The sequence below is a fragment of the Pelagerythrobacter marensis genome, assembly GCF_036700095.1.
Taxonomy (GTDB): domain Bacteria; phylum Pseudomonadota; class Alphaproteobacteria; order Sphingomonadales; family Sphingomonadaceae; genus Pelagerythrobacter; species Pelagerythrobacter marensis_A.
In genome coordinates this window covers 2,564,549-2,590,574 of sequence record NZ_CP144918.1, presented here as the reverse complement: position 1 = coordinate 2,590,574, position 26,026 = coordinate 2,564,549, and the positions used below count along the sequence as shown (strand labels likewise).

General features: G+C 65.8%; 21 protein-coding genes and 1 riboswitch. Of the genes, 8 read left to right on the top strand and 13 right to left on the bottom strand.

All coding sequences use genetic code 11. The features are described from left to right. The first annotated feature begins 23 nt into the window (after positions 1–23). Both argJ and V5F89_RS12270 read left to right on the top strand, forming a co-directional pair. The gene (gene argJ, locus V5F89_RS12275) at positions 24–1,250 is read left to right on the top strand and encodes a bifunctional glutamate N-acetyltransferase/amino-acid acetyltransferase ArgJ (RefSeq protein WP_338445916.1); all 1,227 of its coding nucleotides are present in this window, start codon (positions 24–26) and stop codon (positions 1,248–1,250) included. Positions 1,251–1,270: 20 nt separating this feature from the next. Further along, positions 1,271–2,044 carry an inositol monophosphatase family protein gene (locus tag V5F89_RS12270; RefSeq protein ID WP_338447577.1) on the top strand — a complete coding sequence of 258 codons (774 nt, stop codon included), beginning with the start codon at positions 1,271–1,273 and terminating at the stop codon, positions 2,042–2,044. Positions 2,045–2,046: 2 nt separating this feature from the next. Here the strand turns inward: V5F89_RS12270 and trxA are convergent, their stop codons facing one another. From trxA to ahcY, 8 genes are all read right to left on the bottom strand, one after another. Further along, entirely contained in the window at positions 2,047–2,379 is a 333-nt protein-coding gene (trxA, locus tag V5F89_RS12265; protein WP_338445915.1) for a thioredoxin, read from the bottom strand. Between the two features lie 25 nt (positions 2,380–2,404). Then, positions 2,405–5,893, bottom strand: coding sequence for a double-strand break repair helicase AddA (gene addA, locus V5F89_RS12260; protein WP_338445914.1), 3,489 nt, complete (start codon positions 5,891–5,893; stop codon positions 2,405–2,407). Then, the gene (gene addB / locus V5F89_RS12255) at positions 5,890–8,916 is read right to left on the bottom strand and encodes a double-strand break repair protein AddB (RefSeq protein WP_338445913.1); all 3,027 of its coding nucleotides are present in this window, start codon (positions 8,914–8,916) and stop codon (positions 5,890–5,892) included. Before addB ends, addA begins: the two co-directional genes overlap by 4 nt. Then, positions 8,909–9,598 carry a nucleotidyltransferase family protein gene (locus tag V5F89_RS12250; protein WP_425334387.1) on the bottom strand — a complete coding sequence of 230 codons (690 nt, stop codon included), beginning with the start codon at positions 9,596–9,598 and terminating at the stop codon, positions 8,909–8,911. Before V5F89_RS12250 ends, addB begins: the two co-directional genes overlap by 8 nt. Positions 9,599–9,621: 23 nt before the next feature. Continuing rightward, the gene (locus V5F89_RS12245; RefSeq protein WP_338445911.1) at positions 9,622–10,611 is read right to left on the bottom strand and encodes an aminoglycoside phosphotransferase family protein; all 990 of its coding nucleotides are present in this window, start codon (positions 10,609–10,611) and stop codon (positions 9,622–9,624) included. Beyond that, the gene (tsaE, locus tag V5F89_RS12240) at positions 10,608–11,048 is read right to left on the bottom strand and encodes a tRNA (adenosine(37)-N6)-threonylcarbamoyltransferase complex ATPase subunit type 1 TsaE (RefSeq protein WP_338445910.1); all 441 of its coding nucleotides are present in this window, start codon (positions 11,046–11,048) and stop codon (positions 10,608–10,610) included. The genes V5F89_RS12245 and tsaE overlap by 4 nt, the downstream gene beginning before the upstream one ends. Continuing rightward, on the bottom strand, positions 11,045–13,396 hold the full coding sequence (locus V5F89_RS12235; RefSeq protein ID WP_338445909.1) for a sensor histidine kinase: 2,352 nt from the start codon (positions 13,394–13,396) through the stop codon (positions 11,045–11,047). Before V5F89_RS12235 ends, tsaE begins: the two co-directional genes overlap by 4 nt. A 146-nt stretch (positions 13,397–13,542) precedes the next feature. Next, the gene (gene ahcY / locus V5F89_RS12230; RefSeq protein ID WP_338445908.1) at positions 13,543–14,955 is read right to left on the bottom strand and encodes an adenosylhomocysteinase; all 1,413 of its coding nucleotides are present in this window, start codon (positions 14,953–14,955) and stop codon (positions 13,543–13,545) included. A 185-nt stretch (positions 14,956–15,140) separates the two neighbouring features. On the opposite strand from ahcY, the gene V5F89_RS12225 reads away from it, so the two are divergent. Both V5F89_RS12225 and V5F89_RS12220 read left to right on the top strand, forming a co-directional pair. After that, positions 15,141–15,620, top strand: a complete 480-nt coding sequence (locus V5F89_RS12225) for a peroxiredoxin (RefSeq protein ID WP_338445907.1) — start codon at positions 15,141–15,143, stop codon at positions 15,618–15,620. Positions 15,621–15,681: 61 nt separating this feature from the next. Next, positions 15,682–15,893: riboswitch (cobalamin riboswitch) on the top strand. A gap of 109 nt (positions 15,894–16,002) precedes the next feature. Further along, positions 16,003–16,842 carry an acyl-CoA thioesterase gene (locus V5F89_RS12220; protein WP_338445906.1) on the top strand — a complete coding sequence of 280 codons (840 nt, stop codon included), beginning with the start codon at positions 16,003–16,005 and terminating at the stop codon, positions 16,840–16,842. On the opposite strand, the gene folE is transcribed toward V5F89_RS12220, so the two are convergent. Genes folE through V5F89_RS12205 form a run of 3 tightly spaced genes read right to left on the bottom strand, consistent with a single transcriptional unit; the run spans position 16,823 to position 19,479 of the window. Beyond that, a complete protein-coding gene (gene folE / locus V5F89_RS12215; RefSeq protein ID WP_338445905.1) occupies positions 16,823–17,431 on the bottom strand; it encodes a GTP cyclohydrolase I FolE in 609 nt (202 codons plus the stop codon). The two genes, V5F89_RS12220 and folE, sit on opposite strands and share 20 nt — an antisense overlap. A gap of 14 nt (positions 17,432–17,445) precedes the next feature. Beyond that, positions 17,446–18,975, bottom strand: coding sequence for a phospholipase D-like domain-containing protein (locus tag V5F89_RS12210; protein WP_338445904.1), 1,530 nt, complete (start codon positions 18,973–18,975; stop codon positions 17,446–17,448). A gap of 15 nt (positions 18,976–18,990) precedes the next feature. Beyond that, a complete protein-coding gene (locus tag V5F89_RS12205; protein ID WP_338445903.1) occupies positions 18,991–19,479 on the bottom strand; it encodes a hemerythrin domain-containing protein in 489 nt (162 codons plus the stop codon). A gap of 108 nt (positions 19,480–19,587) precedes the next feature. Between V5F89_RS12205 and V5F89_RS12200 the strand changes: the two genes are divergently transcribed. After that, on the top strand, positions 19,588–20,031 hold the full coding sequence (locus V5F89_RS12200; RefSeq protein WP_338445902.1) for a metallopeptidase family protein: 444 nt from the start codon (positions 19,588–19,590) through the stop codon (positions 20,029–20,031). Between the two features lie 174 nt (positions 20,032–20,205). Beyond that, a complete protein-coding gene (locus V5F89_RS12195) occupies positions 20,206–21,054 on the top strand; it encodes a MoxR family ATPase (RefSeq protein WP_338445901.1) in 849 nt (282 codons plus the stop codon). Between the two features lie 10 nt (positions 21,055–21,064). On the opposite strand, the gene V5F89_RS12190 is transcribed toward V5F89_RS12195, so the two are convergent. Beyond that, a complete protein-coding gene (locus V5F89_RS12190) occupies positions 21,065–22,465 on the bottom strand; it encodes a methyl-accepting chemotaxis protein (RefSeq protein ID WP_338445900.1) in 1,401 nt (466 codons plus the stop codon). A gap of 135 nt (positions 22,466–22,600) precedes the next feature. Here V5F89_RS12190 and V5F89_RS12185 point away from each other — a divergent pair, with 135 nt between their 5' ends. Together V5F89_RS12185 and V5F89_RS12180 are read left to right on the top strand one after the other, a co-directional pair. Next, on the top strand, positions 22,601–23,782 hold the full coding sequence (locus tag V5F89_RS12185) for a vWA domain-containing protein (protein WP_338445899.1): 1,182 nt from the start codon (positions 22,601–22,603) through the stop codon (positions 23,780–23,782). Positions 23,783–23,829: 47 nt separating this feature from the next. After that, positions 23,830–24,687, top strand: coding sequence for a DUF817 domain-containing protein (locus V5F89_RS12180; protein WP_338445898.1), 858 nt, complete (start codon positions 23,830–23,832; stop codon positions 24,685–24,687). On the opposite strand, the gene V5F89_RS12175 is transcribed toward V5F89_RS12180, so the two are convergent. Next, positions 24,684–25,979, bottom strand: a complete 1,296-nt coding sequence (locus V5F89_RS12175) for an MFS transporter (RefSeq protein ID WP_338445897.1) — start codon at positions 25,977–25,979, stop codon at positions 24,684–24,686. The two genes, V5F89_RS12180 and V5F89_RS12175, sit on opposite strands and share 4 nt — an antisense overlap. Positions 25,980–26,026 lie beyond the last annotated feature (47 nt).

The following is a 26,026-nucleotide window of genomic DNA, read 5'->3' as shown; positions in this document are numbered from 1 at the left end:
CCGGTCGGGGTAGGAGCCGGCAGATGGACCTCGATCGCTCCCCCCTTGCCGCGCCCTTCCCCGATCTTCCGAAAATAGCCGGCGTTACGCCGCGCGTCGCCCGCGCCGGGTACAAGGACTGGGGACGGTGCGATCTGACTTATGTCGAACTGGCGGAAAACACCGCGGTGGCCGGACTGTTCACCCGCAACGTCTGCTGTTCGAGCGAAGTGGAGCTGGGCCGCGAACAGGTTCGAGGCGGGCGTGCGCGCGCGCTGGTGGTCAATGCCGGCAACTCGAATGCCTTCACCGGCTATCGCGGGCGGGAAGCCGTAGAGCAGATCATGGCCCAAGTGGCCAAGCGGCTCGGGTGCGACCGGGGTGAGGTCTTCGTCTCTTCCACCGGGGTGATCGGCGTCCCGCTGCCGCTGGACAAGGCGCGCGCGGGGGTTTCCGCCGCGCTCGATGCGCCAGAATGTTCGTGGGAGGAAGCCGCCGCAACCATCGGAACCACCGACACTTTTCCCAAAGGCGCGCTGGCGCGGGCAGTGATCGGCGATACCACGGTCACTCTGGCCGCGATCATCAAAGGCAGCGGCATGATCGCGCCCGACATGGCCACGATGCTGGGTTATATCTTCACTGACGCCGCGGTGGAACCGGCGTTCCTGCAGGACATGCTCTCGGCCGCCAACGAACGCACGTTCTCGTGCATCACAGTCGACAGCGACACCTCTACCAGCGACACCGTGCTGGCCTTTGCCACCGGCCGGGCGGGCAACGCCCCGCTGGCGTCGCCCGACGCCCCCGGTGCCGATGCCTTCGCCGCCGCGCTGCACGACATCTGTCGTCAGCTCGCGCATCTCGTGGTGCGCGACGGCGAAGGCGCGCGCAAGTTCATCGAGGTCGCCGTCACCGGCGCCGTTTCGGACGAAAGCGCGCGCAAGGTCGGGCTGGCAATCGCCAATTCGCCGCTCGTCAAGACGGCTATCGCGGGAGAAGACGCAAACTGGGGCCGCGTGGTTATGGCGGTGGGCAAGGCGGGCGAACCGGCCGATCGCGACACGCTGTCCGTCGGGTTCGGCGGCCATTGGGTTGCGCGTGACGGGGTGCCCCTCCCCGATTACGACGAGACGCCGGTGGCCGAACACTTGCGCGGCAGCGAAGTGCGGATCGACGTCGATCTGGGGCTCGGCGACGGTCGGGCGACGGTGTGGACCTGCGACCTCACCCACGGATACATCGCCATCAACGCGGACTATCGCTCGTGAGCGTTCTCGACCGCGAGATCATGGCGCTGCTGCGGCGCGTCGGCGAAGAGGCGATAATGCCACTCTATCGCGCGCTCGACGATGGACAGATCGAAGCCAAGGCCCCGGGCGACGTCGTAACCGTCGCCGACCACGCTGCCGAGGCTATGTTGACTGAAGCGCTGGCCGCGTTCGAGCCTGCCCTGCCCGTGGTCGGCGAAGAAGCTGCCCATGCCGATGCATCGGTCGTGGACGCTCTTTCCGGCGATTGCTGGATCGTCGATCCGCTCGACGGAACCCGCAATTTCGCGCGCGGCCAGGCGCCGTTCGGAATCCTCGTGGCGCGTGCCGAAGGCGGCGTTGCGCGGGACGGCTGGATCTACGACTGCCTCAGCGGCCGGTTCTGCGCCGCGCACGCAGGCGCCGGCGCATTCGTCGACGGTGAACGGATCGTGGCCCGCGACACCGGGCAAACACCTCCGCTGGCGGCCATTTCACTGCTGTTCATGGACGAGGCCCGGCGCGAAGCGGTGAAGCGGCAGGTGGCGCCCCACTATCGCCTGACCGACATTCCGTTCTGCGCCGCCGAGCAATATCCCCGGCTGGCGCTGGGCGTAAACGATGTCTCGATCTTCGAACGCACGCTGCCCTGGGACCATGCCGCGGGCTCACTTTGGCTGAACGAAGCGGGCGGCAAGGCCGCGCGACCCGACGGGTCGGTCTATCGCGTCGACGACTGGAACCGGCCGGGCCTGCTGGGCGCGGCCAGCCCTGCCCTGTGGGACTCTCTGGCCGCGCGCATGGTCGGCCTCTAGGCTCAGCCAATCGCTTGAAGTTCGCTCTCCAGCCAGCCTTTGAGCTGGCTTTTGGGAGCAGCCCCCACTTTTTGCGCCACGGCCTTCCCACCCTTGAAAAGGACCATGAAGGGGATCGATTGCACGCCCATCTCGCCCGGGACGCCGGTGTTTTCCATGATGTCCATTTTGGCGATCGTCACCTGGTCACCCAGTTCGTCGCTGATCTCTTCCAACGCAGGCGCGATCATCTTGCACGGGCCGCACCAGTCAGCCCAGAAATCAACCAGAACGGGTTTGTCACTTTCTAAAACGTCGGTCTGAAAGCTGGCGTCGGTGACATTGACAGTCGCCATGGGATATCTCCTGTTTCTTCGCTCTTTATTTAGGAGCGGGTTTGCTTGGCTCAACGGGGGGCCGTTCAAAGCTTTCCTGCGCGGCCGACAAGGCGACTTTCTGCTGCGTCAGTACAGCGCCAGGTATGGCGATCAATCGGGGTATCTGCGTATAAAGTACGGCAGCCTCAATCGCACGACCGGGATATATACGCTCCAGGGCTGCGGTATAAGCGCCCATCTGACGCAAAGTGGCGCGCGGTATCCCATCCAGCGACTCCGGCGGACGCCGGGTGGTCTTAAAGTCGACCACGATCACTTTGTCGGCTTCGACCAGGAGACGATCCGCGGTCCCGGCCACAACCTGGTTCTCGACAATTGCCGCCAACGGTACTTCGGCGAGCGCGGAAGGGCCGAAAACATGCGAGAAAGCCGGATCAGCCATGACTTCCAGTGCGCTGGACAGAATTTCCTCTCTTATCTCTTCGCTGAAATCGCGCCCCTGACGCGCCAGCCACCGTCGACCAAGATCTTCGCGATGGGCTTCTGCCACGTCGGGCAGGCGTTCCAGCAGCTTGTGGATCAAAGTGCCACGCAGCGCCGCTTCGCGCAGGCGGTCGGGCGGATAGGGGGGATCGGCGCCACTGTCCTCGCCGGCCGACGATGGTGCGAGGGGGCGCGGCGGGCGCGGTTCCGAACCGACCACGGTCGTGGCCCAGGCGGGTACCGGTGGCATGCGACGCTCCATTTGCAGGCGCTCTATCGCAACTTTCGGTCCAGGCGAGCCGATTTCCCACCGCGCGCCCCATATGTCGTCGGCAAGGGCTTCGCCTTCGAACAACGGCGCAAGGCGGGCATACCAGCTGTCGGGATGCGGCTCTCCCCTGTCGCGCGGGCCGAGCGATCCGCCGATGAACAGCGCCTCTTCCGCCCGGGTCATCGCAACGTAGAGCAGCCGCCAGTGCTCCCGCATCTCCTCCGCCAAGGCTTCCGCGTGGGCTGCGGCGACGGGGCCGAGGCGCTGCTCCTTCGAAAGGGCCGGGACAGGCACTGTTCGCGGCACCTCTTCGCCCGGGACCTTTTCCGCCAATGCCAGCGCCCCGCCGGTCGGCGGTGCGCCGGTGGCGTCGGCCAGGATGACGATTGGCGCCTGAAGCCCTTTCGATCCGTGCGCGGTCATCACGCGCACAAGCCCGCCGCCCTCGCCCGCCTCGCGCTTCAGCTCGCCATCGCCGGCGTCGAACCAGCGGATGAACCCCTGAAGACTGGCCGAATGCGCCGTGGCATAGGCATGGGCTGCATTGAGAAGTTCGTCGATCGGATCGTTGGCTTCGCGCCCCAACCGCGCAACCAGCTTGCGCCGCCCCTGCCAGGGGCCGACCAGGATCCAGCGCAGCAGCGATTGCGGCAATTCGTAATCCGCACGCGCCAGCAGGGCCCCCAGCGCCTCCCGCGTTCGAGCAACGAAGGGATCGCGGGATGAGAGCAAGTGCGCCCACAGCCGTACACCGCGCGGCCTGTGGGCATGTGCCAGCAGATCCTCCTGGCTCCAGCCGCCGAGCGGAGACACGAGCAGATTGGCGAGATTGAGATCGTCGAGCGGCTGGGCTGCGAAACGCATCGCCGCCATCAGGTCCTTGACACCCAGCGGCGCACCCAGCCGGAGGCGGTCCACCCCTGCCACCGGCACGCCCGCCGCGTGGAGCCGCGCGACGATCAGCCCCGCCAGTTCCTTGCGCTTGCGGACCAGCACCATGATGTCGCCCGGCCCGGCGTTGCGCGGCGGATCGTGCTTGGCGAGCGTAAAGCCATTGTCCAGCCACGATCTGACCTGGCGGGCAATACGGTCGGCCATTTGCCGGTCGTGACGCGCGAGCCAGCCTTCCTCGCCCTCGTCGTCCTCACCCTCCATGCCTCCTGCAACCGGGCGCCACAGAGTCACCAGCCCGGTATCGAACCGCCCCTTGTGCCGATCGGCCGGACGCGACAGTCCGAGTTCCGGGTAGCCGATCGCGTCGATCGCCCGGTCGACGAAATCCAGCACCGGTTGCCCCGTACGGAACGATTCGCCGAGCCCGTATTGCCGCAATTCGCGAACGGGCACCCCGGCGCGCGACTCTCTCGCGCCCTGCGCCGCGGCCTCCATTGCCGCTTTCACGCGCGCCCGCGCCGCCTCGAAATTCTCTGGACTGGTACCCTGAAAGCGGAAGATCGCCTGCTTGTAGTCGCCGACGGTGAAGATCGTGCGCAGCTTGTCGTCGTGCGCCCCCTCCCCGGCAAAGAAATCGTCGATCAGCGCAAAGACGATCGCCCACTGCGCGGCATTGGTATCCTGCGCCTCGTCGATCAGGATGTGATCGAAACGCCGGTCCAGCTTGTAACGGACCCAGGCGGCCATGTCCGAACGGCGCAGCAGATCGGCTGCACGGCGGATCTGGTCGTCGAAGTCGACCAGCCCCTCGCGCGCCTTGGCCTCTTCCCATAGCAGGGCGAACTTGCGCCCCAGCTCGAGCTGGGGAGCGATCGTTTCGGCCAGAGCGACGAGGCCGAGGAACTCGCGGACCCGCGCAATAGCGGCCCCTGCCCGCGCGCTCGCGTCGGTGAACGCGGCATCGGCGGACTTGGGCAAGCGGGGGTTGCCGTTCTTGAAGAACAGCGCGTCGGCCAAGCGGTCGATCCCGCGCGCGCGTTCAGCCGGAGACGCCCCCAGCCAATCGCCGATCGCCTCGACCGCCGCCGCGCCCTGCTTGCCCTTCCATCCGCGATAGTGCGTCAGGCAATCGTGCAAAGCGGCAAGGTCGAAAGTCCCTTCGGCGCAAAGGGCCGCGGCGTCTTCCGCCTTCGCATCCGCCGCCAGGCCCAGCAGGCGGTTCACCCGCGGCCGCATCGGCGGCTGCCACGATCCGGGGCCTGTCCAGAGTTCGCTCGCGCCGGCGCAGCGCATCAGCCAGCCCCGGACCCCGTCGACACCCTTGTCGCAACTGAGCCGAGCGATCGCGTCGAGCGTCGCGGAGTCCGCTTCTCGCTCGGCCGCGACCAGCATGTCCGCCAGCACCTCGCGCGAAAGCAGTTCGCGGTCGCGATCTTCCATCGGCTGCGACCCGGGCGCAATCTGCGCCTCTTCCGGGAATGTCGCCAGCAGCCACTGGGCAAATGCGTGGATCGTGTCGATCCGCAAGCCCCCGCCCGGCGTGTCGAGCACGCTTGCGAACAGCGTGCGCGCCCTCGCCTGGGTTTCGGGATCGAACGGCGCGCCGATAGCCTTCAGCTCGCTCGCCAGCGAGGCGGCGTCCATCCGCACCCACCGGGCGAGAACCTCGTTCACGCGCACCGCCATTTCGGCTGCACCGGCCTTTGTGAACGTAAGGCACAGGATCTGCGAAGGGTCGGTATCGGGTTGCAGCAGCAGGCGCAGCACGCGGGCGGAGAGCACCTGCGTCTTGCCGGTCCCGGCCGAGGCCGAAAGCCAGACGCATTCGCGCGGGTCGACCGCCTGGCGCTGGCTGCCGTGCAGGGGATAGACCTTGCCGCTCATGCGCCCTCGCCTTCAGGCGCGTCGTCGACCCGCGCCTGCCATTCGTCGAGCCGCATAAGCTGGTCGTAATCGGCATAGCCGGGATAGTCGGGATTCTTGCGCGCGACGAAAGGCTCCGTGCCGTTGATATAGTCGGCGATCGCTTCGCGCAGCTTCGCCTCTGTCAGGGGAAGGAAGCGTTCCGGCTCGATCCCCGTCGTCTTGCGACCGATGCGCAGGGGCGTCTCGATATATCCGAAATCGCCCTCGCGGTTCTTGGCCAGCGACCAATACTCGAACGCCGCCGGCTCGCCTTCGACATCGGCGATTCCTCCTTCGCGCGCCATCATCCCGATCAGCCCGAGCTGGAGCGCAAAGCCCTGTTCCACCATCTTCCACCCCGGCGGCTTGCCGGTCTTGTAGTCGACGATCGCCAACCTGCCATCCGCCAGGCGGTCGATCCGGTCGGCCCGACCGTGGATGCGGACACCGTCCACCGTCATCTCGCCTTTGCGCTCGATCGCGACGACTTGCCGCTCCTTGTCGTCCCCAATCTCCCGCTCGACCCATTCGAGCGCCGCGAGCAGGCGCGGCCGCCATAGTCCGCGCATGAGCGGATGCATGTTCATCTCTTCCAGGACATCGTCGGCCACGGGCGCGAGGCACGCCGCAGGGTCGGCCATCCGCGCGCGGTGCCAGCGTTCGAGGATCGCGTGTGCGGCAATGCCCTGCCACGCGGCGGAGGGCTCCGCATCCAGCGTGTCGAGACTGCGCAGACCGAGAATTTCGCGGGCATAGAACTGGTAAGGGTCGCCCAGCAGCCGGTCGAGCGCGGTCACCGCGATATCGACCTGGCGCTGCGCAGCGGCGGGGCGCGGCGCGGGGCGCGGATAGACCGGCGGCTCCCCGGGGGTATCATCGAGAGAGCGGGCAAGCTCCACGGCCGCCGTCTCGCGATGCTTCTCGAGCAATCGGTCGCCCAGCAGCGCCTTGACCCGCAACAGGAAACGCGACGGGATCGCCGGCCCGCTCTCGTCGCGCGCCGCGCGGCTGAGCACGACCTCGGGCGCGCCCAGCGCCCCGGCGAGATCGTGCGCCGACAATCCGATGCGGAAGTCCGCCCCCGGTACGCCCAGCGCTCGCATGACCGGCGGGGCGAGCAGCGGGTCGGGCGCGGGGCGTGGCGGCCATGTGCCTTCGTTGAGACCGCCGCAAATCACCAGATCGGCCCGGGCCATGCGCGATTCGAGCAGGCCGTAGATCGCCACGCGCGGGTGCCCGCCGTACGGAGGCCGCACTGCGACCAGTTCCATCGCCTCGCGCAGCACGGCCGGCAGGTCGCCGGGCGCGAGGGCGAGGCCGGCGTCGGCCTCGTGCAGCCGCAAGTCGTCGACGAAGGCGGACAGCGCGCGGCCGTCCTCGCGAGCCCAGACATGCTCTCCGCACAAGGCCTCCGCCGCCCGGGCGAGTGCGGCGACATGTGCGCCGAGGCTTCTCTGCTCTTCCTCAAAGTCCAGCAGCGGCGCCAGGATCGCTTCCACCGCCTGCCACCATTCGGCAAGGCCGCCTGTGCGATCGGCAAGACGGCCGACACGCTCGCGAATCGGCGCAAGGCCGGCCGCCGGACGCGGGCCGCGCAGTTCCAGCTCCAGAATGCGAGCGTGTTCGAGCCAGGCGGCGCGGCCGAACGGCTCGCCCGCCAGGGGATGCTCCAGCAGCGCAAACAGTGCGACCGGCGAAACGTCGTCCGCCAGGACATCGGCGAGCAGGAGAAGAACCCGTCCTGCCGCAGTCTGCGACAAGGGCCTGCCCGCGGAATCGTCGGCCTCTATATTCCAGCGGCGCAAATGCCCGGCAACGCGCGATGCCAGCCCCCTGTCGGGTGTTACAACCGCGACGCGCCTGCCGGCCTCCGACAGCGCACGACGCACCAGCAGCGCAATCGCCTGCGCCTCCTCCTCAGGATTGGCGCTTTCCATGATCCGCACCCCTGCCAGTCGGCGCTTTTCCGGCGGCAGATCGACCCAGCGCGTGCTGGCCTGCGGCGGCAGAAACAGGCTTGAAATCGCGTGACTGCGCTCCGGCTCGGCCGCGCCGACACCGCGCCGGTGCCAGGGGCGGACCTCGCCGCGAGCCACGCCCATGCGGTTGAGCAGCAGCTTGAGATGGTACTGGGGGTGCGTGACGGCATCGCCGCGCGCGAAGGCGCTGTCGTTCGGCTCGGGCGCGTTCCCGGCGCGGCCAAGCTCGTCCCATACATCGTCGTCCAGGGAAAGATCGAGATCCGGCAAGATCACGGCGCCATCGGGAAAATCCGCGATTACCCGCAGCAATCGCGCCAGTTCGGGAGCCGCGCTGGTAACCCCTGCGGCGACCACGGGCGTGGGCGGCGGCCTGTCCCGCCATTGCCGCGCAGCCTGTGCAAACAGCATGTTCCGCCGCGTGGCCGCATCGACCATGCCCAGTGTTTCCAGCTCCGCCAGCCACATCTTCTGGACCGCGTAGAACAGCTTGGTATTCTCGCTCCAGTGGGCGGCTACTTCAGCCAGAGCCTGCATGACCGGTTCGGCCCATAAGTCGTCAGGCGCGACCCCTTCCACCAACAGGCGATCCATCGTCTGCCCGATTTCTCTCGCCAGACGCAGGCGCCCTGCTGCGGAGGGACGCGGGGCGCGTCCGAGCGCCTCCATCGCGCGATCGATCAATTCGGCGAGGATCAGCCAGCGCCGCGTCGGCTCCACCGCGGGCGGGACATCCGCCGCGCCGAGCGGATCGAGCAGTGGCCCCAGCGTTTCGTCGAGATCCAGGTCGCCCACCGCGGCCATGCGTGGCATCAGCATCCCGCCCCGTTCCGCGGCGCCGAAGTGGCGGATAAAGGCCTCGGTCACGGTGCGCACCGCCCGCGCGCTGGGCAGCAGCAACGTCAGACGAGCGAGGCCGAGGTCGCCCTGTGCGTAACGCGGCACCAGGCCCGCCACCAGCGCATCGGCGAAGCCGCGATGCGCGGCGATGGAGTAGACGCCGGGTCCGCTCCGCTCAGCCACTCTGCAACGCTTCTTCGGTCGGCCCGATCGCCTGCGGGGTGCCCACTTCGAACCAGCGACCGGTGAAGCTCGTCCCGAACAGGCGCCCTTCGGCCAGTGTGCGCTTCCACAGCTCCTTGGTGCCGAACCGCCCCTCCGGCGCATCGTGCAGGAAGCGGTGCGACACGAGCTGGATACCCGTGTAGATGAACGGCGCGATCCGGGCGGGAAGGCGCCATTTCAGCCGCCCGTTCGGGTCCATGTGAAAATCGCCCAGGCCGCGGAAGTTGCTCGCACGGGCGTGCGGAACGACCAGCAGCAGCGCATCCATTTCTTCCGGGTTCCAGCGGTCGGACAGGTCGGCGAAGGCATTGCGCGGCCCGTCGAGCCAGATGCTGTCCGAATTGAGGCAGAAGAACGGATCGGGCAGGTGCGGCAGCGCCTTTTTCATCCCCCCGCCGGTGTCGAGCAGCTCGTCGCGTTCGTCCGAAATCGTCACGGCGGGGCGTGCGCGTTCCTTCAGATGCGCTTCCAGCGTGTCGGCATAGTAGTGGACATTGACCACCGCCCGCTCGATCCCCGCCTCGGCCAGCCTGTCCAGCGTATGGTCGATCAGCGGCTTGCCCGCGACGCGGACCATCGGTTTGGGCTGGCTTGCGGTGAGTGGCCGCATGCGTTTGCCCAGCCCGGCCGCCATGACCATCGCGGTATTCGAAGCGAGCCCGGTCACATCAGTTCTCCACCGAAAGTATCGCGTATGTTGCGCGGAATATTGGCGTCGAACCACCGCGCAACCGGAGCCAGCGCCGGATCGGCGAGATCGCGTTCCATCGCCTCCCACACGCGCGGGATCATCGCCAGGTACCGCGCCTTGCCGTCGCGCTTCCACAAGCGGGTGAATATCCCCACGATCTTGGCATTGCGCTGCGCGCCCAGCCGGGCGTAGTCGGCGAGGAAGCTGTCACCCGGTTCGATTGCCGCAACATACCGCTCGATCATGGCGCGCTCCAGCTCGGGCGAAACGTCGCGCCGCGCATCCTGCAACAGCGAAACCAGATCGTACGCCGGGTGTCCGACCAGCGCGTCCTGAAAATCGATCAGGCCCTGCGCGCCGGTGCCGTCGGGCGCGGGGCCGAGCAGCATGATGTTCTCGGCATGGTAATCGCGCAGCACCGTGACACCGGGTCGCTGCCGCTCCAGCAGGGGGGCGAGCACTTCGCCCCACGCGGCCAGATATCCCTCGCCATCGACAGTCAGGCCCATCGCCGGGCAATACCATTCGGTGAGCAGTGCCGCCTCCCGCCGGTACGTGGCGAGATCGTAGGCCGCGAACGGCCCCGGGGGCGCGCGGTGCAGTTCCACCAGCGCGTCGATCGCGGCAGCATAGGCGTTCGTCTCGCCTTCGGGATGGGTTTCGAGCCAGTCGCGCATCCGGTCCGCCCCGAAATCCTCCAGCAGCACCCAACCGGCGGCGGCGTCTTCGGCAAGGACTTCGGGCGCGCGCTGCCCGTGGGCGGCGAGCCAGCGCGCCACGTCGAGAAAAGGGCGCGGGTCCTCGTGCGGAGGCGGGGCATGCATGACCATAGCCCGCCGCCCTCCATCGCGCACACGGAAATAGCGGCGGAACGAGGCATCGCCTTCGAGCGGCTCGATCGCCGCCCCTCGCCAGCCGGCGGTTTCGAGAAACGGAATCAGGCCATCGGGCAGGTCGCTCATGGCATGCGCCCTAGCCAATCGGCGCCCCCCGCGACAATCGCCTTGCGCCCGCTATCCGCGATTTCGAGCGCGATCGAAAGGCATCCCGGCTCATGCGCGAACCCGCCTGCGTTCTCCGGCCATTCCGCAATCAGCGCGGCGCCGGTGCGATAATCGTCGAGCCCGATCTCCTCTGTCTCGCCGGGGTGCTCGAGGCGATAGAAGTCGGCATGGACCAGCGGCGGATCGGTTGCGTCGTAAGTCTCGACGATGGTGAAAGTGGGCGACGGCACCTCGCCCCGATGGCCTAGCGCGGCGATGATCGCGCGGGCCAGCGTGGTCTTGCCCGTACCCAGCCCGCCCGAGAGCGCCACGACGTCTCCGGCGCGCAGCAGCGGTGCGATCCGGCGGCCGAGTGCCTCCATCGCGTCCAGATCGGGCAGGTCGAGCGTTTTCATCGGACCGAGGGTAGCCTGATCGTCGCGGTCGTTCCCACGCCCTTGCGCGAAACGATTTCGAGTGTGCCGCCCTGCCCCTCGACCAGTTCGCGCGCCAGCGGGATTCCCAGCCCCTGCCGCCGTTCCAGGCCACTGCCACCCTGCGTCTTGCGCAGCCCATCAAGGGCATGAGCCAGCTCGCTGGCGGTCATCCCGCGGCCGTTGTCCGAAATGATGACCTGCGCGCCCTCGGGCTCGCGGGTCAGGTTGACGACGATCTTCCCGCCTTTGTCCGTTGCCGCGATGGCATTGTCGAGCAGATGGCCGATCGCGCGACCGAGCTGACGTGGATCGGCGTCGATCTTGCCGACAGCGCTGCCTTCCAGGTCGAGGCTCAGCCCGCCCGACACGATCGCCTGTTCCCGCTCGCGCACGACCCGGGTGACGAGCGGCATCAACGCAATCCGCTCCTTTGCGACCGGCAGCAGGCCCGCCTCGCTCTGCGACAGGTCGAGCACATCCTCCACCTGATCGGTCAGACGCGCAACGGAATCGAGGATTGCACGGACATAGTCTTTCGCCTGATCCGACAGATCGCCCGCCGTCCCGCTATCGAGCAATTCGGCAAACCCGCCGATGGACGTCAACGGCGTGCGGAACTCATAGCTCATATTGGCGAGGAAGCGCGTCTTGACCTGATCGGCCTCTTCCAGCGCCATGTTCCGTTCGCGCAGCGCCTCTTCCGCCTTCACCGAATCGGTGATGTCGAGCACGGTCAGCAGTCCGTTGCCATCGGGCAGCGGGACCCCGGCGAATTCCAGCGTCCGCCCGTCGGCGAGCTGAATGCGGCCGGCCTTCTCCTTCCGGTCGAGAGTCGCGGCGCGAATCACTTCGCCGACCGCTTTCGCCTGCGCAGGATTGGCGAGGTTAGGCGCCAGCGCCTCGATCAGGGCGTCGGCCGCAGGGTGTCGGTCCATCAACTCGGGGTCGAGGCCCCAGGTGCCGGCGAAACTGCGGTTCCACAATTGCAGGTGTCCGTCGGGGGCGAACACGGCGAGCGCTTCGAACAGGCTGTCGAACGTCGCGGTGCGTGTCCGCAAAAGCGTGTCGCGCGTGGCCGAAAGCGCGAGCTGTTCGGTCCGGTCTTCCGCCACCACGACCAACCCGCCATCGGGCATCGGGTTGGCGACGACGCGCAGATGGGTCTTGTCGGCAAGCGGCCAGGCTTCTTCGCACGGGGCGCTGGCACTGAACCACTCGGCGTGCTCGCGCCGCCATGCAGGAAAATCGCGCACCACCGGCGTTTTTCCCGCATCGCGCGCATCGCTGAGAAAGCGTTCGAAATCGAGCCCCGCCGCGACCGATCCCTGTGGGATGCCGAATATCCGGCGGAACGGCTGGTTGGCAAAAGTCAGGCGGCGGCGATCGTCGAACTGGGCGACACCCACCGAAAGCTGGTCGAGGATCGAACGCTGCGCCTCGCGAAAGGCGCGGAATTCGCGTGCGAGTTCTTCCATGTCTTCGATATCGATGGCATATCCGGCGATGCCCTCGCGCCCCAGCGGAAGATCGCTGACCCGCAGCGAGCGACGCTCCCCGGCGACGGTGGCAGTCACGATCCGTTCGATCGGCGCGTCCTGCTCCGCCGATTGCCGGGCCACCTGGGCCGCGGAAAGACCGTCGACCGTCTCGATCAGTTCGAGCTGGCGATCGACGGCATCGGCAGCGCTCGAAGCGCCGACCGCTTCGACGTAGGCGGCATTGACCAGCCGCAGCCGGCTATCGGTGCCGCGGAACCACATCGGCATCGGCGCCGCCTCGATCAGACCCACCAGCGCGGCGAAATCGCCCTGGGCACGCGCGGCTTCCTCGCGCAGGCGCGCCAGCTCGCTTTCGCTCTCGCTGAAATCGAACACCCAGATCAGCGCGGCGCCGCCGGGCGAGACTTGCGGATCGGCCAGCGTCCCGCGCAGCGCCAGGCTGCGGCGCGAGCCCGGTGGCGTCAGCGCCATGCGGAACGGGGCCGCCGTCTTCTGGGCGCGCAGGACGTGTTCGGTCAGTTCGGCCAATTGCGCGCGGGACAACCCTTCTCCACCCGGGCCGGAGAGTTCGCTGAGGTAGACCGGCAGGCGGGCCAGGCCGAGCCAGCCTGCCAGCCGTTCCGACGCTTCGATGCGCATGTCGGCGCGCACCAGCAGCGGAATGGCCGGGGCCTCGTCGATCATACGCGCCATGCGCCGCGCCGCCTTGCGGCTGGTCTCCGCGCCCTTCGCCTTCCCCGCGGCGGCAATCATCAGCCAGGCGGCGCCGGCGGTCCAGGCCGCCAGCAGCAGCCCGATCAACGCCAGCGCGGTGGGGGAAAGGTCCATGCCGGTCAGCTATGCGGCAAGCGCGCGCGATGCAACGGCAATCCTGTCGGTCCCGGCGAAGGCAGCGGTCCGGCAGGCCCGATGGCTTCCCGCCCCGGACAACCGCTGCGGGCGGCCAGCCGGGGCGGGGCCAAAGCCCCTGCCGCCTAGTACCGGTAGTGATCCGGCTTGAACGGCCCCTGTTGCGGAACGCCGATATAGTCGGCCTGCTTCTTGCTCAGCTGCGTCAGCGTGGCGCCGAGCTTTTCGAGATGCAGCGCGGCGACCTTCTCGTCGAGATGCTTGGGCAGGACGTAAACGTCGTTCTGATACTCGCCTGACTTGGTGAACAGTTCGATCTGCGCCAGCGTCTGATTGGTGAAGCTGCTGCTCATCACGAAGCTCGGATGGCCCGTGGCGCAGCCCAGGTTCACCAGCCGCCCCTTCGCGAGGACGAGGATCGACTTGCCGTCGGGGAAAGTCACGAGGTCCGTGCCCGGCTTGATCTCCTTCCAGGTGTAGTTGTCGAGCGCGGAGATCTGGATCTCGCTGTCGAAGTGCCCGATGTTGCACACGATCGCCATGTGCTTCATCGCCTTCATGTGCTCGGCGGTGATAACATCCTCGTTGCCGGTCGCGGTGACGAAGATGTCGCAGCGCTGCACGGCTTCTTCCATCGTCACCACCTCGAACCCGTCCATCGCCGCCTGGAGCGCGCAGATCGGATCGATCTCGGTCACCATGACGCGCGCACCGCCATTGCGCAGCGACGCCGCCGAGCCTTTGCCGACGTCGCCGTAGCCCGCGACGCAGGCGACCTTGCCGGCCAGCATGACGTCGGTCGCGCGGCGGATCGCATCGACCAGCGATTCCTTGCACCCGTAGAGATTGTCGAACTTCGATTTGGTCACGCTGTCATTCACGTTGATCGCGGGGAACGGCAGCTTGCCCTGCTTGGCGATCTGATACAGCCGCATGACGCCGGTGGTGGTCTCTTCCGAAACGCCCTTGATCGCCTTGACCGATTTCGTGAGGTAGCCCGGCTTCGCCTTGACGAACGCCTTGAGCGCGCGCTGCATCTCGATCTCTTCGGCGTTCTGCGGCGCAGGCATTTCCTCGCCCGCCTCGATCCGCGCGCCCCAGAGCGCGAACATCGTCGCATCGCCGCCATCGTCGAGGATCATGTTGGCCGTGCGATCGGCGTCGTCGCCGGTCGACCAGTCGAAAATCCTGCCGACATAGTCCCAGTAATCGGCCAGGCTTTCGCCCTTCACCGCGAACACCGGCACGCCGTTGGCGGCCATAGCCGCGGCGGCATGATCCTGGGTCGAGAAAATGTTGCAGGTCGCCCACCGCACTTCCGCACCGAGCGCGGTCAGCGTTTCGATCAGGACCGCGGTCTGGATCGTCATGTGCAGCGACCCGGTGATCCGCGCGCCCTTCAGCGGCTGCGCTTCGCCGTACTCCTCGCGCAGCGCCATCAACCCCGGCATTTCGGTTTCGGCGATCGCGATCTCGTCGCGTCCGTAGTCGGCGAGGCTGATGTCCTTGACGATGTAATCCTGCTTGGCGTCGGCCACGAAATTCTCCTGAAATCTGCTTGCATTGCGCGCGCGGAGCGCGGGTTCTTCGGGTCTGCGCATTTAGCGACCGCCCTGCCGCGAAGCAAATATAAAGCGATCTTTATATCCTTTGCCGTTGCCGCGCGCATTGCAGCCTCTATATCGGCACGCGAACGAATGGGACGACGAAAGGATATTGCGAGATGACGATTTCGGTTGGCGACAGAATTCCCGATGTGAAGCTGGTGAAGGCGACCGAGAACGGTCCCGAACAGGTTCAGACGAGCGAGTATTTCCAGGGCAAGAAAGTGGCGCTGTTTTCGGTCCCCGGCGCGTTCACGCCGACCTGCTCGGCGCGCCATCTGCCCGGCTATGTCGAGAAGGCAGCGGACCTCAAGGCGAAGGGTGTGGACGAGATTGCCTGCACCGCGGTCAACGATGCGTTCGTCCTGAGCGCGTGGAACAGCCAGGCCGGATCTTCGGACATCACGATGCTGGCCGACGGGAACGGCGAATTCGCGCAGGCGACCGGGCTGACCATGGACGGCAGCGGTTTCGGACTCGGCCAGCGCGGCCAGCGCTATTCGATGATCGTCGAAGACGGCGTGGTGAAGGAACTCAATGTCGAGCAGCCGGGCGATTTCTCGGTCTCGAGTGCGGAGCACATGCTCGGCCAGCTCTGACGATCTGCCGGCGGTCCGCGCGTCTGACGCCGGACCGCCTTGACCCGCGCCCCGATCGGCGCGATTCGAACGGTGTCGAGGTTCTCCGGCTGGGCTGTCCTGCCGGAGCTAAGACGGGAAGCCGGTGCGCCCTGCGGGCAAGTCCGGCGCTGCCCCCGCAACTGTAAGCGGAGAGCGGCGGTCCATCGATGTCACTGGGGGTCTCGCCCTGGGAAGACGGACCGTCCGCGCCGACCCGCGAGCCAGGAGACCTGCCTCCGACACGAAAACGTCCACCGGCGGGGTGCCCGGTCTGGTCGCATGCAAGCCGCGCGGCCAAGCCTGCGCGACCGGTGCGCGTGCCCGATCGGCCGTCTCGCCCCATTCGCGGGATTAGACGACGATGACGCTTCGCACCCCCTCGCCCGGCTCCACACCGCCGGCGTCCGACGACGGCAATCCGAAAGCCTGCACCGGCCGGCCGGTGCAATTGATCGACATGGTGTTCCCCGGCGACGCCAACCATCACGGCACCCTGTTCGGCGGCGTGGCGCTCGCCCACATGGACAAAGTGGCATTCCTCGCCGCATCGCGCCACGGCCGCGCGCCGTTCGTCACCGCATCATGCGAGAAGATCGATTTCGCCGCTCCTGCGCGCGAAGGCGATATGGTCGAAGTGACCGGCCGGGTGGTGCGCGTCGGCTCCAGCTCGCTCGATGTCGAAGTCGAGCTGGTGGCCGAGGGGCCGGTAACGGGCGAACGGAACGTGTGCACGAGAGGCCGCTTCGCAATGGTGGCGCGAAAAGGGCCGGACACGCGCCTGCCGCTTCCACCGATCGCGCCTGACGAAAGTGCGGGAGAGGCGGCCTGGGGCGGCGCGCTGAGACTGGCCGAGATGGTGTTCCCCGGGCAGACCAATCACTACGGCACGCTCTACGGCGGCGATGCGCTGCGGATGATGGGCAAGGCCGCGTTTATCGCCGCGACCAGGCACGTGCGTAGAGTCCTCGTCATGGCATCGTCCGACCGGATCGATTTCGTCGCCCCGATCGGCGAAGGCGACATGGTAGAGCTGGTGGCGCAAGTGAAGATGACGGGGCGCAGTTCGATCCGCGTGGCGGTCGAGCTATGGTCGGAAGCGCTACTGACCGGCGAGCGGCGACATGCCGCGACCGCCCTGTTCACACTGGTCAGCGTCGATCCCGAGGGGCACCCCCTGCCTCTCAATAGCCCATCAGCTTGAGCACTTCCTCGCGGCTGCGCGGGTCGTCGAGGAACGTGCCCATCATGCGGCTGGTGGTCATCGTCACGCCGGGGGTACGGACCCCGCGTGCGGTCATGCAGCTGTGGCTCGCTTCGATCACGACTGCCACGCCCTGGGGCTGGAGGTGCTCCCAGATGCAGTCGGCAACTTCGGCGGTCAGCCGCTCCTGCACCTGCAGGCGGCGGGCGAAACCGTGGAGCACGCGAGCGAGCTTGGAAATGCCGACGACGCGGTCGGTCGGCAGATAGGCGATCGCGGCCTTGCCGATGATCGGCGCCATATGGTGTTCGCAGTGGCTCTGGAAGGGAATGTCCTTCAGCAGGACGATTTCGTTGTAGCCGCCGACCTCCTCGAAAACGCGGCTCAGATGGATCGCGGGATCCTCGCGATAGCCGAGGCAATATTCCTTCCACGCGCGGGCAACGCGGCTGGGGGTGTCGAGCAGCCCTTCCCGCTCCGGGTCGTCGCCCGCCCAGCGGATCAGTGTGCGGATCGCTTCCTGCACATCGTCGGGCACGGGTGGTTTGCCGTGCAATACGTCTTCGTCCGGCCCGACCAGACTGCTCATGCTATCGTCCCCTTTCATGCCTTTTTCACGCTGCGGGCAGCGCTTCGCAGAAGGCTTCCCTTGCGGAAAAGTCCGCCGTTGGCAAACGGCTCGAGGATGTCCTGCGGGTTTTCCGGGTCGAGGATGCCGGAATCGGCGAGCGCTTCCTCGACTCCGCTGAGATCGGGCACTTCATAGGGCCGCAGCGATCGCCCGTCGCCCTGCCCATGGCGCGCGATCAGGCGATGCATCGACGGATCGTCTGCCAGCAGCCGACCGACCTCCTCCTCCGCCAGCCCGCAATGTTCGGCCAGCAGGGAATGCCGCAGCGCAGCGATGCCTGCCGCCGCATGGTCGTTGCCCGGTCGATCGCAGTCCAAGAACACGTCGCATTCCGAATCGAGACCCATCGAACGGTTGTTGAAGTTGGCCGACCCGATCCGCAGGATGCGGTCGTCAATAATCGTGACCTTGGCGTGGACGTAGATCGGCGTTTCCCCCGTATGGGGCACATAGATGCGAAAACGGTCCTTGTGATCGAGTTCGGCCAGACACTCGATCAGTCGCACCCGCGCGTAATCCATCGCCTGCTGTTCCAGCCAGCCTTCGGCCGTTTTGGGCTGGACCATCACGATTTCGGGCGGATCGTCCTCCTTCAATCGCTCACCGATCGCTTCGGCGATCTTGCGCGAGGTGAAATACTGGTTCTCGCTGTAGATGAAGCGCTTTGCCTGACGGATCTGTGCCAGCAGAAGTTGCTCGATCTCGCAAACCTGCGGCATACCGTCGTAGCAGGCGCGCGTGCGGGCAATGCCGAGTTCGACGTTCTCGAACTGCACGGCCAGACCGTCGGGCCACAGGCTCTCTTCGGGAATCGGAACCTGGTCCAGGGTTTCCCCGCCAGCCCGTTCCCATCGTTCGCGGCCCAGAACGCCCAGGATCCTGGCCGCCTCCCCCTCGAACATCATGGTGGCATCGTGCCAGGGCCCGTAACGCCTGCCATGCGGCCGGCGGCGGCGCCGGTCGTGTTCGTGGTGGTCGCGCGTATCCCACCGGTCCTGAGTCATGTCGATCCCGCCGCAAACCGCCAGCTTGTCGTCGAGCACGGCGATCTTCTGATGATGCGAACAACCGACGGGATGGTGGGTATCGAACTTCAGGGTGATCCCCTTGTGGGCAGCCATGCGCGCCAGATCGACCAGCATGTATCCGCGCGTGAAGAACTGGACGAGGCCCAGGCTCCATTTGAGCACGCGAATCTCCAGACCCTGGCGATGGCGCGCCAGCCACATCAGGAAACTGCCCAGCCGGCGGGGATATTTTCGCCGCAGGATGCGATGAAACCACCTGCGGCCGAGTGCCAGGTGGATGCGGGTGTCGAAATCCCACCCGACCAGAAATATCCGATGCCGCGCCTTCAGCATCGCCTGCTGCATCAGCGCGAAATAATCGGCAGCATCGACGATCACGCTGGCCCGATCGACCCGGGCATATCGCCATACCCCGGGCTCGTCGGACTCGTCGCCGAACTCGGCCTCCGCGGCCCCGGCGTCGCCTGTTCTCACCCCGCCTCCGCGCTGTTATTCCTTGGCGTCTTCCATTTTTTCGGGCGTGACTTCGGCATCCGCTTTCTCCTCGCGCTTGCGACGTTCGAACACCGATTCCATGTGCTCCTCATCCTCGTCTGTAAGATAACCTTCGAAATCGGGAAAGTGATCTTCCTCTTCCTCGTCGATGTGGTGGCGATAGCGATGATCGAGCGTTTTGAACTTGGTCAGCCACGCGCTCGACGACATGTCGGTCGCGGCCAGATCGTTCAGCATTTCGTCGATCTCGTGATGCTCGGCCACCGAATGCCGGGTTTCGTCGGTCGTTTCGGGCTTGCGCAACATGGTGGAATAGAGCGCCTGCTCCTCGGCCGCGGCGTGGCTTTTCAGCTCTTTGGTGAGTTCGGTGAATAGCTGTTTGCGCTGCTCGCTCTCGCCTTCGGTTTCGAGCAGCTGGTCCAACAGTTTGCGGTGTCTGTCGTGATCCTGTTTAAGTCGCGCGAAAATCGCTTCGGCGGCCATGTTCGGAGTCCTCGTGCTGTCATGATGGTCTAGCCTGAAATGGGCGAAGCGATACATCGTTCCGCAAGCAAGCGGGATGACTATCGCGATCGGGAGGACCATATGCGCATGATGGATCGTAATCCCCAACCTCCCGACGCCGCGGAAATGGAGCGCATGGCGCATGCCGTTGTCGCGGGACTGCCCGAGGCGTTTCGTGAACCGTTGCGCGCCGTCGTCGTGCGGATCGAGGAATTCGCCACGCGCGAGCAGCTCGATTCGGTCGGTATTCGCAGCAAGTGGGACCTGACCGGCCTCTATGAAGGGCGTCCGCTCGACGAACAGTCGATCTGGGACCCGGGCGACTTGCCGCCCGTGATCAGCCTGTTCCGTCAGCCGCTGGTGCGCGAGTGGCGCGAAACAGGCGTCGATTTCGGCGATCTGGTACGCCACGTCGTGATCCACGAAGCGGGGCATCACTTCGGCTTCTCCGACGAGGAGATGCACTGGCTGGAGGAAAGCGTGGAGGATGTCGGGGCCGTCGAGGATGGCGGAGGTTCCCCGGCGCCCTAGGCCGGATCGACATTCATCGGGCCATAGCCCGGCTGCGGCGAGGAAGCCGAAGCCGGCAACGGGGATGGCTTTGCCCTCGTAGCCGGCGGCGAAGCGACGGATCCGTCCCAGAGCGGTCTTGCACTCGCGTGCCGCACCGCTTAACGCGCACGTAAAGTTGCACGAGGAAACCGGATGACCCAGCGCTTCGAAGGTACCAGTTCGTATATCGCCACCGATGATCTCAAGGTCGCGGTCGATGCCGCGGTTACTTTGCGCCGCCCTTTGCTGGTCAAGGGCGAGCCGGGAACCGGCAAGACCGTGCTCGCCCACGAAATCGCCAAGGCGATCGACGCGCCGCTGATCGAATGGAACGTGAAGTCCACCACCAAGGCGCACCAGGGCCTTTACGAATACGATGCGGTTGCCCGGCTGCGCGATGGCCAGCTCGGCGACGAGCGGGTTCACGATATCCGCAACTACATCAAGCGCGGCAAGCTGTGGGAGGCGTTCACCAGCCCGGAACTGCCCGTTCTGCTGATCGACGAGATCGACAAGGCGGACATCGAGTTTCCCAACGACCTGCTCCAGGAACTCGACCGGATGAGTTTCGACGTTTACGAAACGCAGGAACGGATCGAGGCGAAGGAACGCCCGATCGTCGTCATCACCTCGAACAACGAGAAGGAGCTGCCCGACGCGTTCCTACGCCGCTGCTTCTTCCACTACATCAAGTTCCCCGACCGCGACACGATGCGCGAGATCATCGAGGTTCACTATCCGGGTATCCAGAAGGCCCTCGTGACCAAGGCGATGGAGGTCTTCTACGAGATCCGCGACGTGCCCGGGTTGAAGAAGAAGCCTTCGACGAGCGAGCTGCTCGACTGGCTCAAGCTGCTGCTGAACGAGGACATGCCGCTGGAGGTCTTGCAGGATGCGAACCCCAACAGCGCCATCCCGCCGCTCCACGGCGCGCTGCTGAAGAACGAGCAGGACGTGATGCTGTTCGAGCGCCTCGCCTTCATGGCGCGGCGCCAGCAATAGAGCCGACGGATCAATCGAAGCTGTAGGCCAGCTCGAAATCGCCCCAGCGACGCCCGGCGATATAGATCGGGACGTAGACGTTGCGCACCACGCGATAAGTCTTGCCGTCGCCTTCCTGGCGATAGACGGCCATCATGTAAGGGGCGCCGCTGTGCTTGGCCTTGCGGTCGATCGGGTCGAGGATGATCCGGCCGTTTCGGCATGAATGGGTATCGTGCGCGAGATCGCCGGTGGGTTCTTGCGAATGCTTTGTCAGGTGCGTCGGCAAATACCCGTTCATATCAGTGCAGGCGGTGCCCATTATCGCCGGATTGCTGCCTTCCACCCGGTCGAGAAGATGGCGCCAGTTTGCATGCGCCCAATCCATCAGCGCAGTGCGATAGCGCGGCGGATTGCTGCCTTCGATCCTGACATAGTTCTGATCGAACAGCTGCTCCGCAGTCAGTTCGCCGCGCTCCACCGCCTCTTCGGCAAGGCGCTCGACCTCGCGGGCGCTTTGCCGGGCTTGCTCGACCATCGCGCTGTCGTGCGGCGATAGGCCGGCCTTGACGATCGAATCGAACATGTCGCTCGAGGTCATTTCCAGTTCACCCATCCGGCCATGGACGCTTTGCAGCTTGCTCTCGTTCTCGATCGCGGCGGCGTCGAAATTGTCGAGCACATGCTGAACGCGCCCGACATGGCCGCTGATGGTGCCGGTCGCCCGGGCGATTTCGTCGTTCTGCCGGTCGACTTCCTCGACCAGTTCGGCAACGCCGTGGATGGTCTGCTCGATCTGGAATACCGAGGCTTTCGCTTCCTTGCTCGCCTCGGCGCCGCTCTCGATCTGCGCGATCACCGAACTTGCCTCTTCACCCAGCGTATCGACAGTGCGCGCGATTTCTTCCGTCGCGCGCCGGGTGTCGCCGGCAAGGCTCTTCACCTCGTTCGCCACGACTGCGAACGTCCGCCCCGCATCGCCCGCGCGCATCGCCTCGATCGTGGCGTTGAGCGCCAGGATGTTGGTCGTTTCCGCGATCTGTTCGATATCCTGCGAACAACGGCGCACCTGGTCCATCGCCGCCGCGAATCCGGTGACATGCTGCGTCAGCGTGGCAACCAGTTCGAGCAGGTCGGTTATCTGACCTAGCGAGGACTGTATCAGTTCCGTCCCCTGCCCCAGGCGGTCGATCGCCCGTTCCGAGAGCATGCGAGCTTCGTCGCTCGCCTGCGAAACCTTGCGCTGATCGGCTTCGAGTTCCTCCACCGTTCCACGCAGCGCGGTGTGTTCGGCGCGAAGGGTTTCGGACGACTTGATGACCGCGGCGACGATGCCGGCAACATCGGTGCAACCGACGGTAACCTCGCCGCAGCTTTCCGGGATGCGTTCGATGGGGTCCCTGTCGTCCGCATCGAACCTGAAGTGTTCCATCAACTCGCTTCCCCCCGACGGATTGGCCGATGCGCGTCGATAAACGGTCATGGTTAGCGAAGACTTAAACTGCCGCAGAAACTTGCCGTAACGTCACGCTGGCGATCCTGAGCCGGAGCGGTTAGGACCTTCGGCATGTTCTTCAATTTCGTCGACGAACTGCGTGCTGCGGGGATTCCCGCCAGTTTCAAGGAGCACCTGACTCTGCTCGAAGCGCTCGATCGCGAGGTGATCGACCGGACGCCCGAAGCCTTCTACTACCTTTCCCGCGCCACCTTCGTGAAGGACGAAGGGCTGCTGGACCGCTTCGACCAGGTTTTTCAGAAGGTTTTCAAGGGAATCCTGACCGACTATGGCACCAATCCGGCGGACGTTCCCGAAGACTGGCTGAAAGCGGTCGCGGAGAAATTCCTGACTCCCGAGGAGATGGAGAAGATCAAGTCTCTGGGCGACTGGGACGAGATCATGGAGACGCTGAAGAAGCGGCTCGAGGAACAGGAAAAGCGCCATCAGGGCGGTAACAAGTGGATCGGCACCGGGGGCACGTCGCCCTTCGGCAATTCGGGCTATAACCCGGAAGGCGTGCGGATCGGCGGGGAAAGCCGGCACAAGCGCGCGATCAAGGTGTGGGACAAGCGCGAGTTCCGCAATCTCGACAACACGAAGGAACTGGGCACCCGCAATATCAAGATGGCGCTGCGCCGCCTGCGCCGCTTCGCGCGCGAGGGTGCGGCGGACGAGCTGGACCTGGATGCCACGATCGAGGGGACGGCCAAGCAGGGCTGGCTCGACATCCACATGCGGCCCGAACGGCACAATGCGGTCAAGCTGCTGCTGTTTCTCGACGTGGGCGGTTCGATGGACCCGTTCATCAAGCTGTGCGAGGAGCTGTTCAGCGCTGCGACGAGCGAGTTCAAGAACCTCGAATTCTTCTATTTCCACAATTGCCTTTACGAAGGGGTGTGGAAGGACAACCGCAGGCGCTGGCAGGAACGCACGAAAACCTGGGACGTGCTCCACAAGTACGGTCACGACTACAAGGTCATCTTCGTCGGCGATGCGGCGATGAGCCCGTACGAGATCACCCATCCGGGCGGCAGTGTCGAGCATATGAACGAGGAAGCCGGCGCCACCTGGATGCAGCGGGTCACCAACACCTACCCTGCCACGGTATGGCTCAACCCCGTGCCGGAGAAGCAGTGGAGCTATTCGCAGTCCACGAAGCTCATCAGGCAGCTGGTCAACGATCGCATGTATCCCCTCACGCTCGACGGTCTCGACGACGCCATGCGCGAATTGAGCCGCAAGCAAGGATGATCCCGATCGTCTGCCCTGCCCCGGCGTCACGCTGAATTCGTTTCCGCATGGCGGCTGAACGTCGGCTCCACACACGCTTCGCGGCGGTGCGGCACCGGCTCGAGACGTTCGATCCGGGGGACGGCTGGCGGCTCGCGCTCTACGAATTCGTTCTTTTCGGTTTCAAGCAGGCTTGGGCCTGTCTGTTCGGGGCACTGATGCTGGCGCTGCTGCTGGCAACGCACGTTCTCTATCCTGCAGACGCCCCGCTCGCCCGATACGACTTCCTCACACTGGCGGCGATCGCAATCCAGGTGGGGATGCTGGGGCTACGACTCGAAACCTGGCGCGAAGCGAAAGTAATCCTGATCTTTCACCTCGTGGGCACCGTGATGGAACTGTTCAAGACAGCCGCGGGCTCCTGGGTCTATCCCGAACCCAGCCTGCTGAGGGTCGGCGAGGTTCCGCTGTTTTCCGGCTTCATGTACGCTGCGGTGGGCAGCTATATCGCCCGGGTCTGGCGGATCTTCGATTTCCGTTACAGCCACTATCCGCCGCAATGGGCCACATGGCTGCTCGCCGCCGCCATCTACGTCAATTTCTTTGCGCACCACTGGACCGTCGACATCCGCTGGCTACTGTTCGCGGCGACGGCCGGGCTGTTCTGGCGCACGCGCATCCACTTTCGCAACTGGCGCGAACATCGCTGGATGCCCCTCCTCCTCGGCTTCGGCTTGGTCGCGTTGTTCATCTGGTTCGCCGAGAATATCGGCACTTTCGCCCGGGCCTGGTCCTATCCCGGACAGGAAACCGGCTGGGAAATGGTCGGCCTCGCCAAGCTGGGAAGCTGGTACCTGCTGATGCTGATCAGCTTCGTCCTCGTCGGTCTGGTACAGCCGATCCGACCGCTCAACCGCTGTCGCTAACCCTTGCGGTCGAGTTCCTCGTCGAGCCGCAGACTGCATCGCCAGAAGAAGAACGCGGGCACGAGGCCCAGGAAGGCGGCTCCGTAAAGAACATAGCGGACGCTTTCCTCGCCGGCGACTGGCTGCAGGAAGTCCGACAGCATTCCGAAGAACAGCGGCCCCAGCCCGAGGCCGATCAGGTTCTGGAAGAACAGCACGAGCGCGGCCGCTATTGCCCGCGCACGCAGGGGAACCAGGCCCTGCGCTGCCGAATAGGTCGGGCCGTAGTAAAGCGAATTGCACACGGTCGGGATGATCAGCAGGGCCAGCGCGATCTGCCAGCTCGTCGTCTGATAGGCGAGGAAAGCGACAGGCGCGGCGATCGCCATGCCGATTGCAGGGGCGGAAAGGACATGCCGTCGCCGCGTCGCCCCGAAGCGGTCGGCCACCCAGCCCCCCAGCCAGGTGCCGAAGATGCCCGCGGCACCGTTCACCACACCGAACCAGAATCCCACCTCGCCCGGCGTCAACTCGTGCGTGCGCTGGAAGAAGATCGTCGTCCAGGTCACCTTGCCGTAAGCAAGGAACGACGCCGTGGAACCGGCGGCGAGCAGCAGAACGAAAGCGCGCGACCCCATTACCGAGCGAACCGCTTTCCACAGCGAGATGTCCGGTTCCGGCGCGCTTTGCGTGTGGGCCGCGCCGGCGAGCCGCGTGCGAGGGTCGCGCAAGACGAAGTGGACAACCAGGGCCAGCGCGATCCCGGGAAGGCCCACGATCAGAAAGGCTCTTCGCCAGCCGACCCAGTCGGCCAGGAATCCGCCGATCATCATGCCCAGGAGCGTCCCGACCGGAATACCGAGAGCGTAGAATGCCAAGGCGGAGCTGCGCCGTTCGGGCGGCACGATATCGCTGATCAGCGAGTGTGCCGGCGGCGTGCAGCCCGCCTCGCCGACACCCACCCCTATCCGCGCGAGCAGGAGCTGGCCGAAATTCTGCGCCAGCCCGCAAAGCGCCGTCATCGCCGACCATGTTGCCAGTGCGATGGCGATCAACCGCGGGCGATTGGTCGTGGGGCGATCGGCATAGCGCGCGATCGGCAGCCCCAGCGCGGTGTAGAACAGGGCGAAGGCCAGCCCCGTCATCAACCCGATCTGGGTATCGCTGAGGCCGAGATCGAGGGCGATCGGCTCGGCCAGAATGTTGACGATCTGCCGATCGATGAAATTGAAGATATAGACGATCAGCAGGATCCACAGAGTCGCGCGCACCGAACGCTGCGTCGTGCCGTCTGCTGCCGCCGTTGCTGCCATTGAAATCGACCCTCTCCTGAAGCGCGGGTATGCCCGTCGCGAGGCGC

What these genes read in the sequence shown, in the direction of transcription:
- argJ (WP_338445916.1), top strand. Translation starts at nt 24, where the DNA reads ATGGACCTCGATCGCTCCCCCCTTGCCGCGCCCTTCCCCGATCTTCCG.
- V5F89_RS12270 (WP_338447577.1), top strand. Translation starts at nt 1,271, where the DNA reads ATGGCGCTGCTGCGGCGCGTCGGCGAAGAGGCGATAATGCCACTCTAT.
- trxA (WP_338445915.1), bottom strand. Translation starts at nt 2,379, where the DNA reads ATGGCGACTGTCAATGTCACCGACGCCAGCTTTCAGACCGACGTTTTA.
- addA (WP_338445914.1), bottom strand. Translation starts at nt 5,893, where the DNA reads ATGAGCGGCAAGGTCTATCCCCTGCACGGCAGCCAGCGCCAGGCGGTC.
- V5F89_RS12250 (WP_425334387.1), bottom strand. Translation starts at nt 9,598, where the DNA reads ATGGTCATGGCGGCCGGGCTGGGCAAACGCATGCGGCCACTCACCGCA.
- V5F89_RS12245 (WP_338445911.1), bottom strand. Translation starts at nt 10,611, where the DNA reads ATGAGCGACCTGCCCGATGGCCTGATTCCGTTTCTCGAAACCGCCGGC.
- tsaE (WP_338445910.1), bottom strand. Translation starts at nt 11,048, where the DNA reads ATGAAAACGCTCGACCTGCCCGATCTGGACGCGATGGAGGCACTCGGC.
- V5F89_RS12235 (WP_338445909.1), bottom strand. Translation starts at nt 13,396, where the DNA reads ATGGACCTTTCCCCCACCGCGCTGGCGTTGATCGGGCTGCTGCTGGCG.
- V5F89_RS12225 (WP_338445907.1), top strand. Translation starts at nt 15,141, where the DNA reads ATGACGATTTCGGTTGGCGACAGAATTCCCGATGTGAAGCTGGTGAAG.
- V5F89_RS12220 (WP_338445906.1), top strand. Translation starts at nt 16,003, where the DNA reads ATGACGCTTCGCACCCCCTCGCCCGGCTCCACACCGCCGGCGTCCGAC.
- folE (WP_338445905.1), bottom strand. Translation starts at nt 17,431, where the DNA reads ATGAGCAGTCTGGTCGGGCCGGACGAAGACGTATTGCACGGCAAACCA.
- V5F89_RS12205 (WP_338445903.1), bottom strand. Translation starts at nt 19,479, where the DNA reads ATGGCCGCCGAAGCGATTTTCGCGCGACTTAAACAGGATCACGACAGA.
- V5F89_RS12200 (WP_338445902.1), top strand. Translation starts at nt 19,588, where the DNA reads ATGATGGATCGTAATCCCCAACCTCCCGACGCCGCGGAAATGGAGCGC.
- V5F89_RS12195 (WP_338445901.1), top strand. Translation starts at nt 20,206, where the DNA reads ATGACCCAGCGCTTCGAAGGTACCAGTTCGTATATCGCCACCGATGAT.
- V5F89_RS12190 (WP_338445900.1), bottom strand. Translation starts at nt 22,465, where the DNA reads ATGGAACACTTCAGGTTCGATGCGGACGACAGGGACCCCATCGAACGC.
- V5F89_RS12185 (WP_338445899.1), top strand. Translation starts at nt 22,601, where the DNA reads ATGTTCTTCAATTTCGTCGACGAACTGCGTGCTGCGGGGATTCCCGCC.
- V5F89_RS12180 (WP_338445898.1), top strand. Translation starts at nt 23,830, where the DNA reads ATGGCGGCTGAACGTCGGCTCCACACACGCTTCGCGGCGGTGCGGCAC.
- V5F89_RS12175 (WP_338445897.1), bottom strand. Translation starts at nt 25,979, where the DNA reads ATGGCAGCAACGGCGGCAGCAGACGGCACGACGCAGCGTTCGGTGCGC.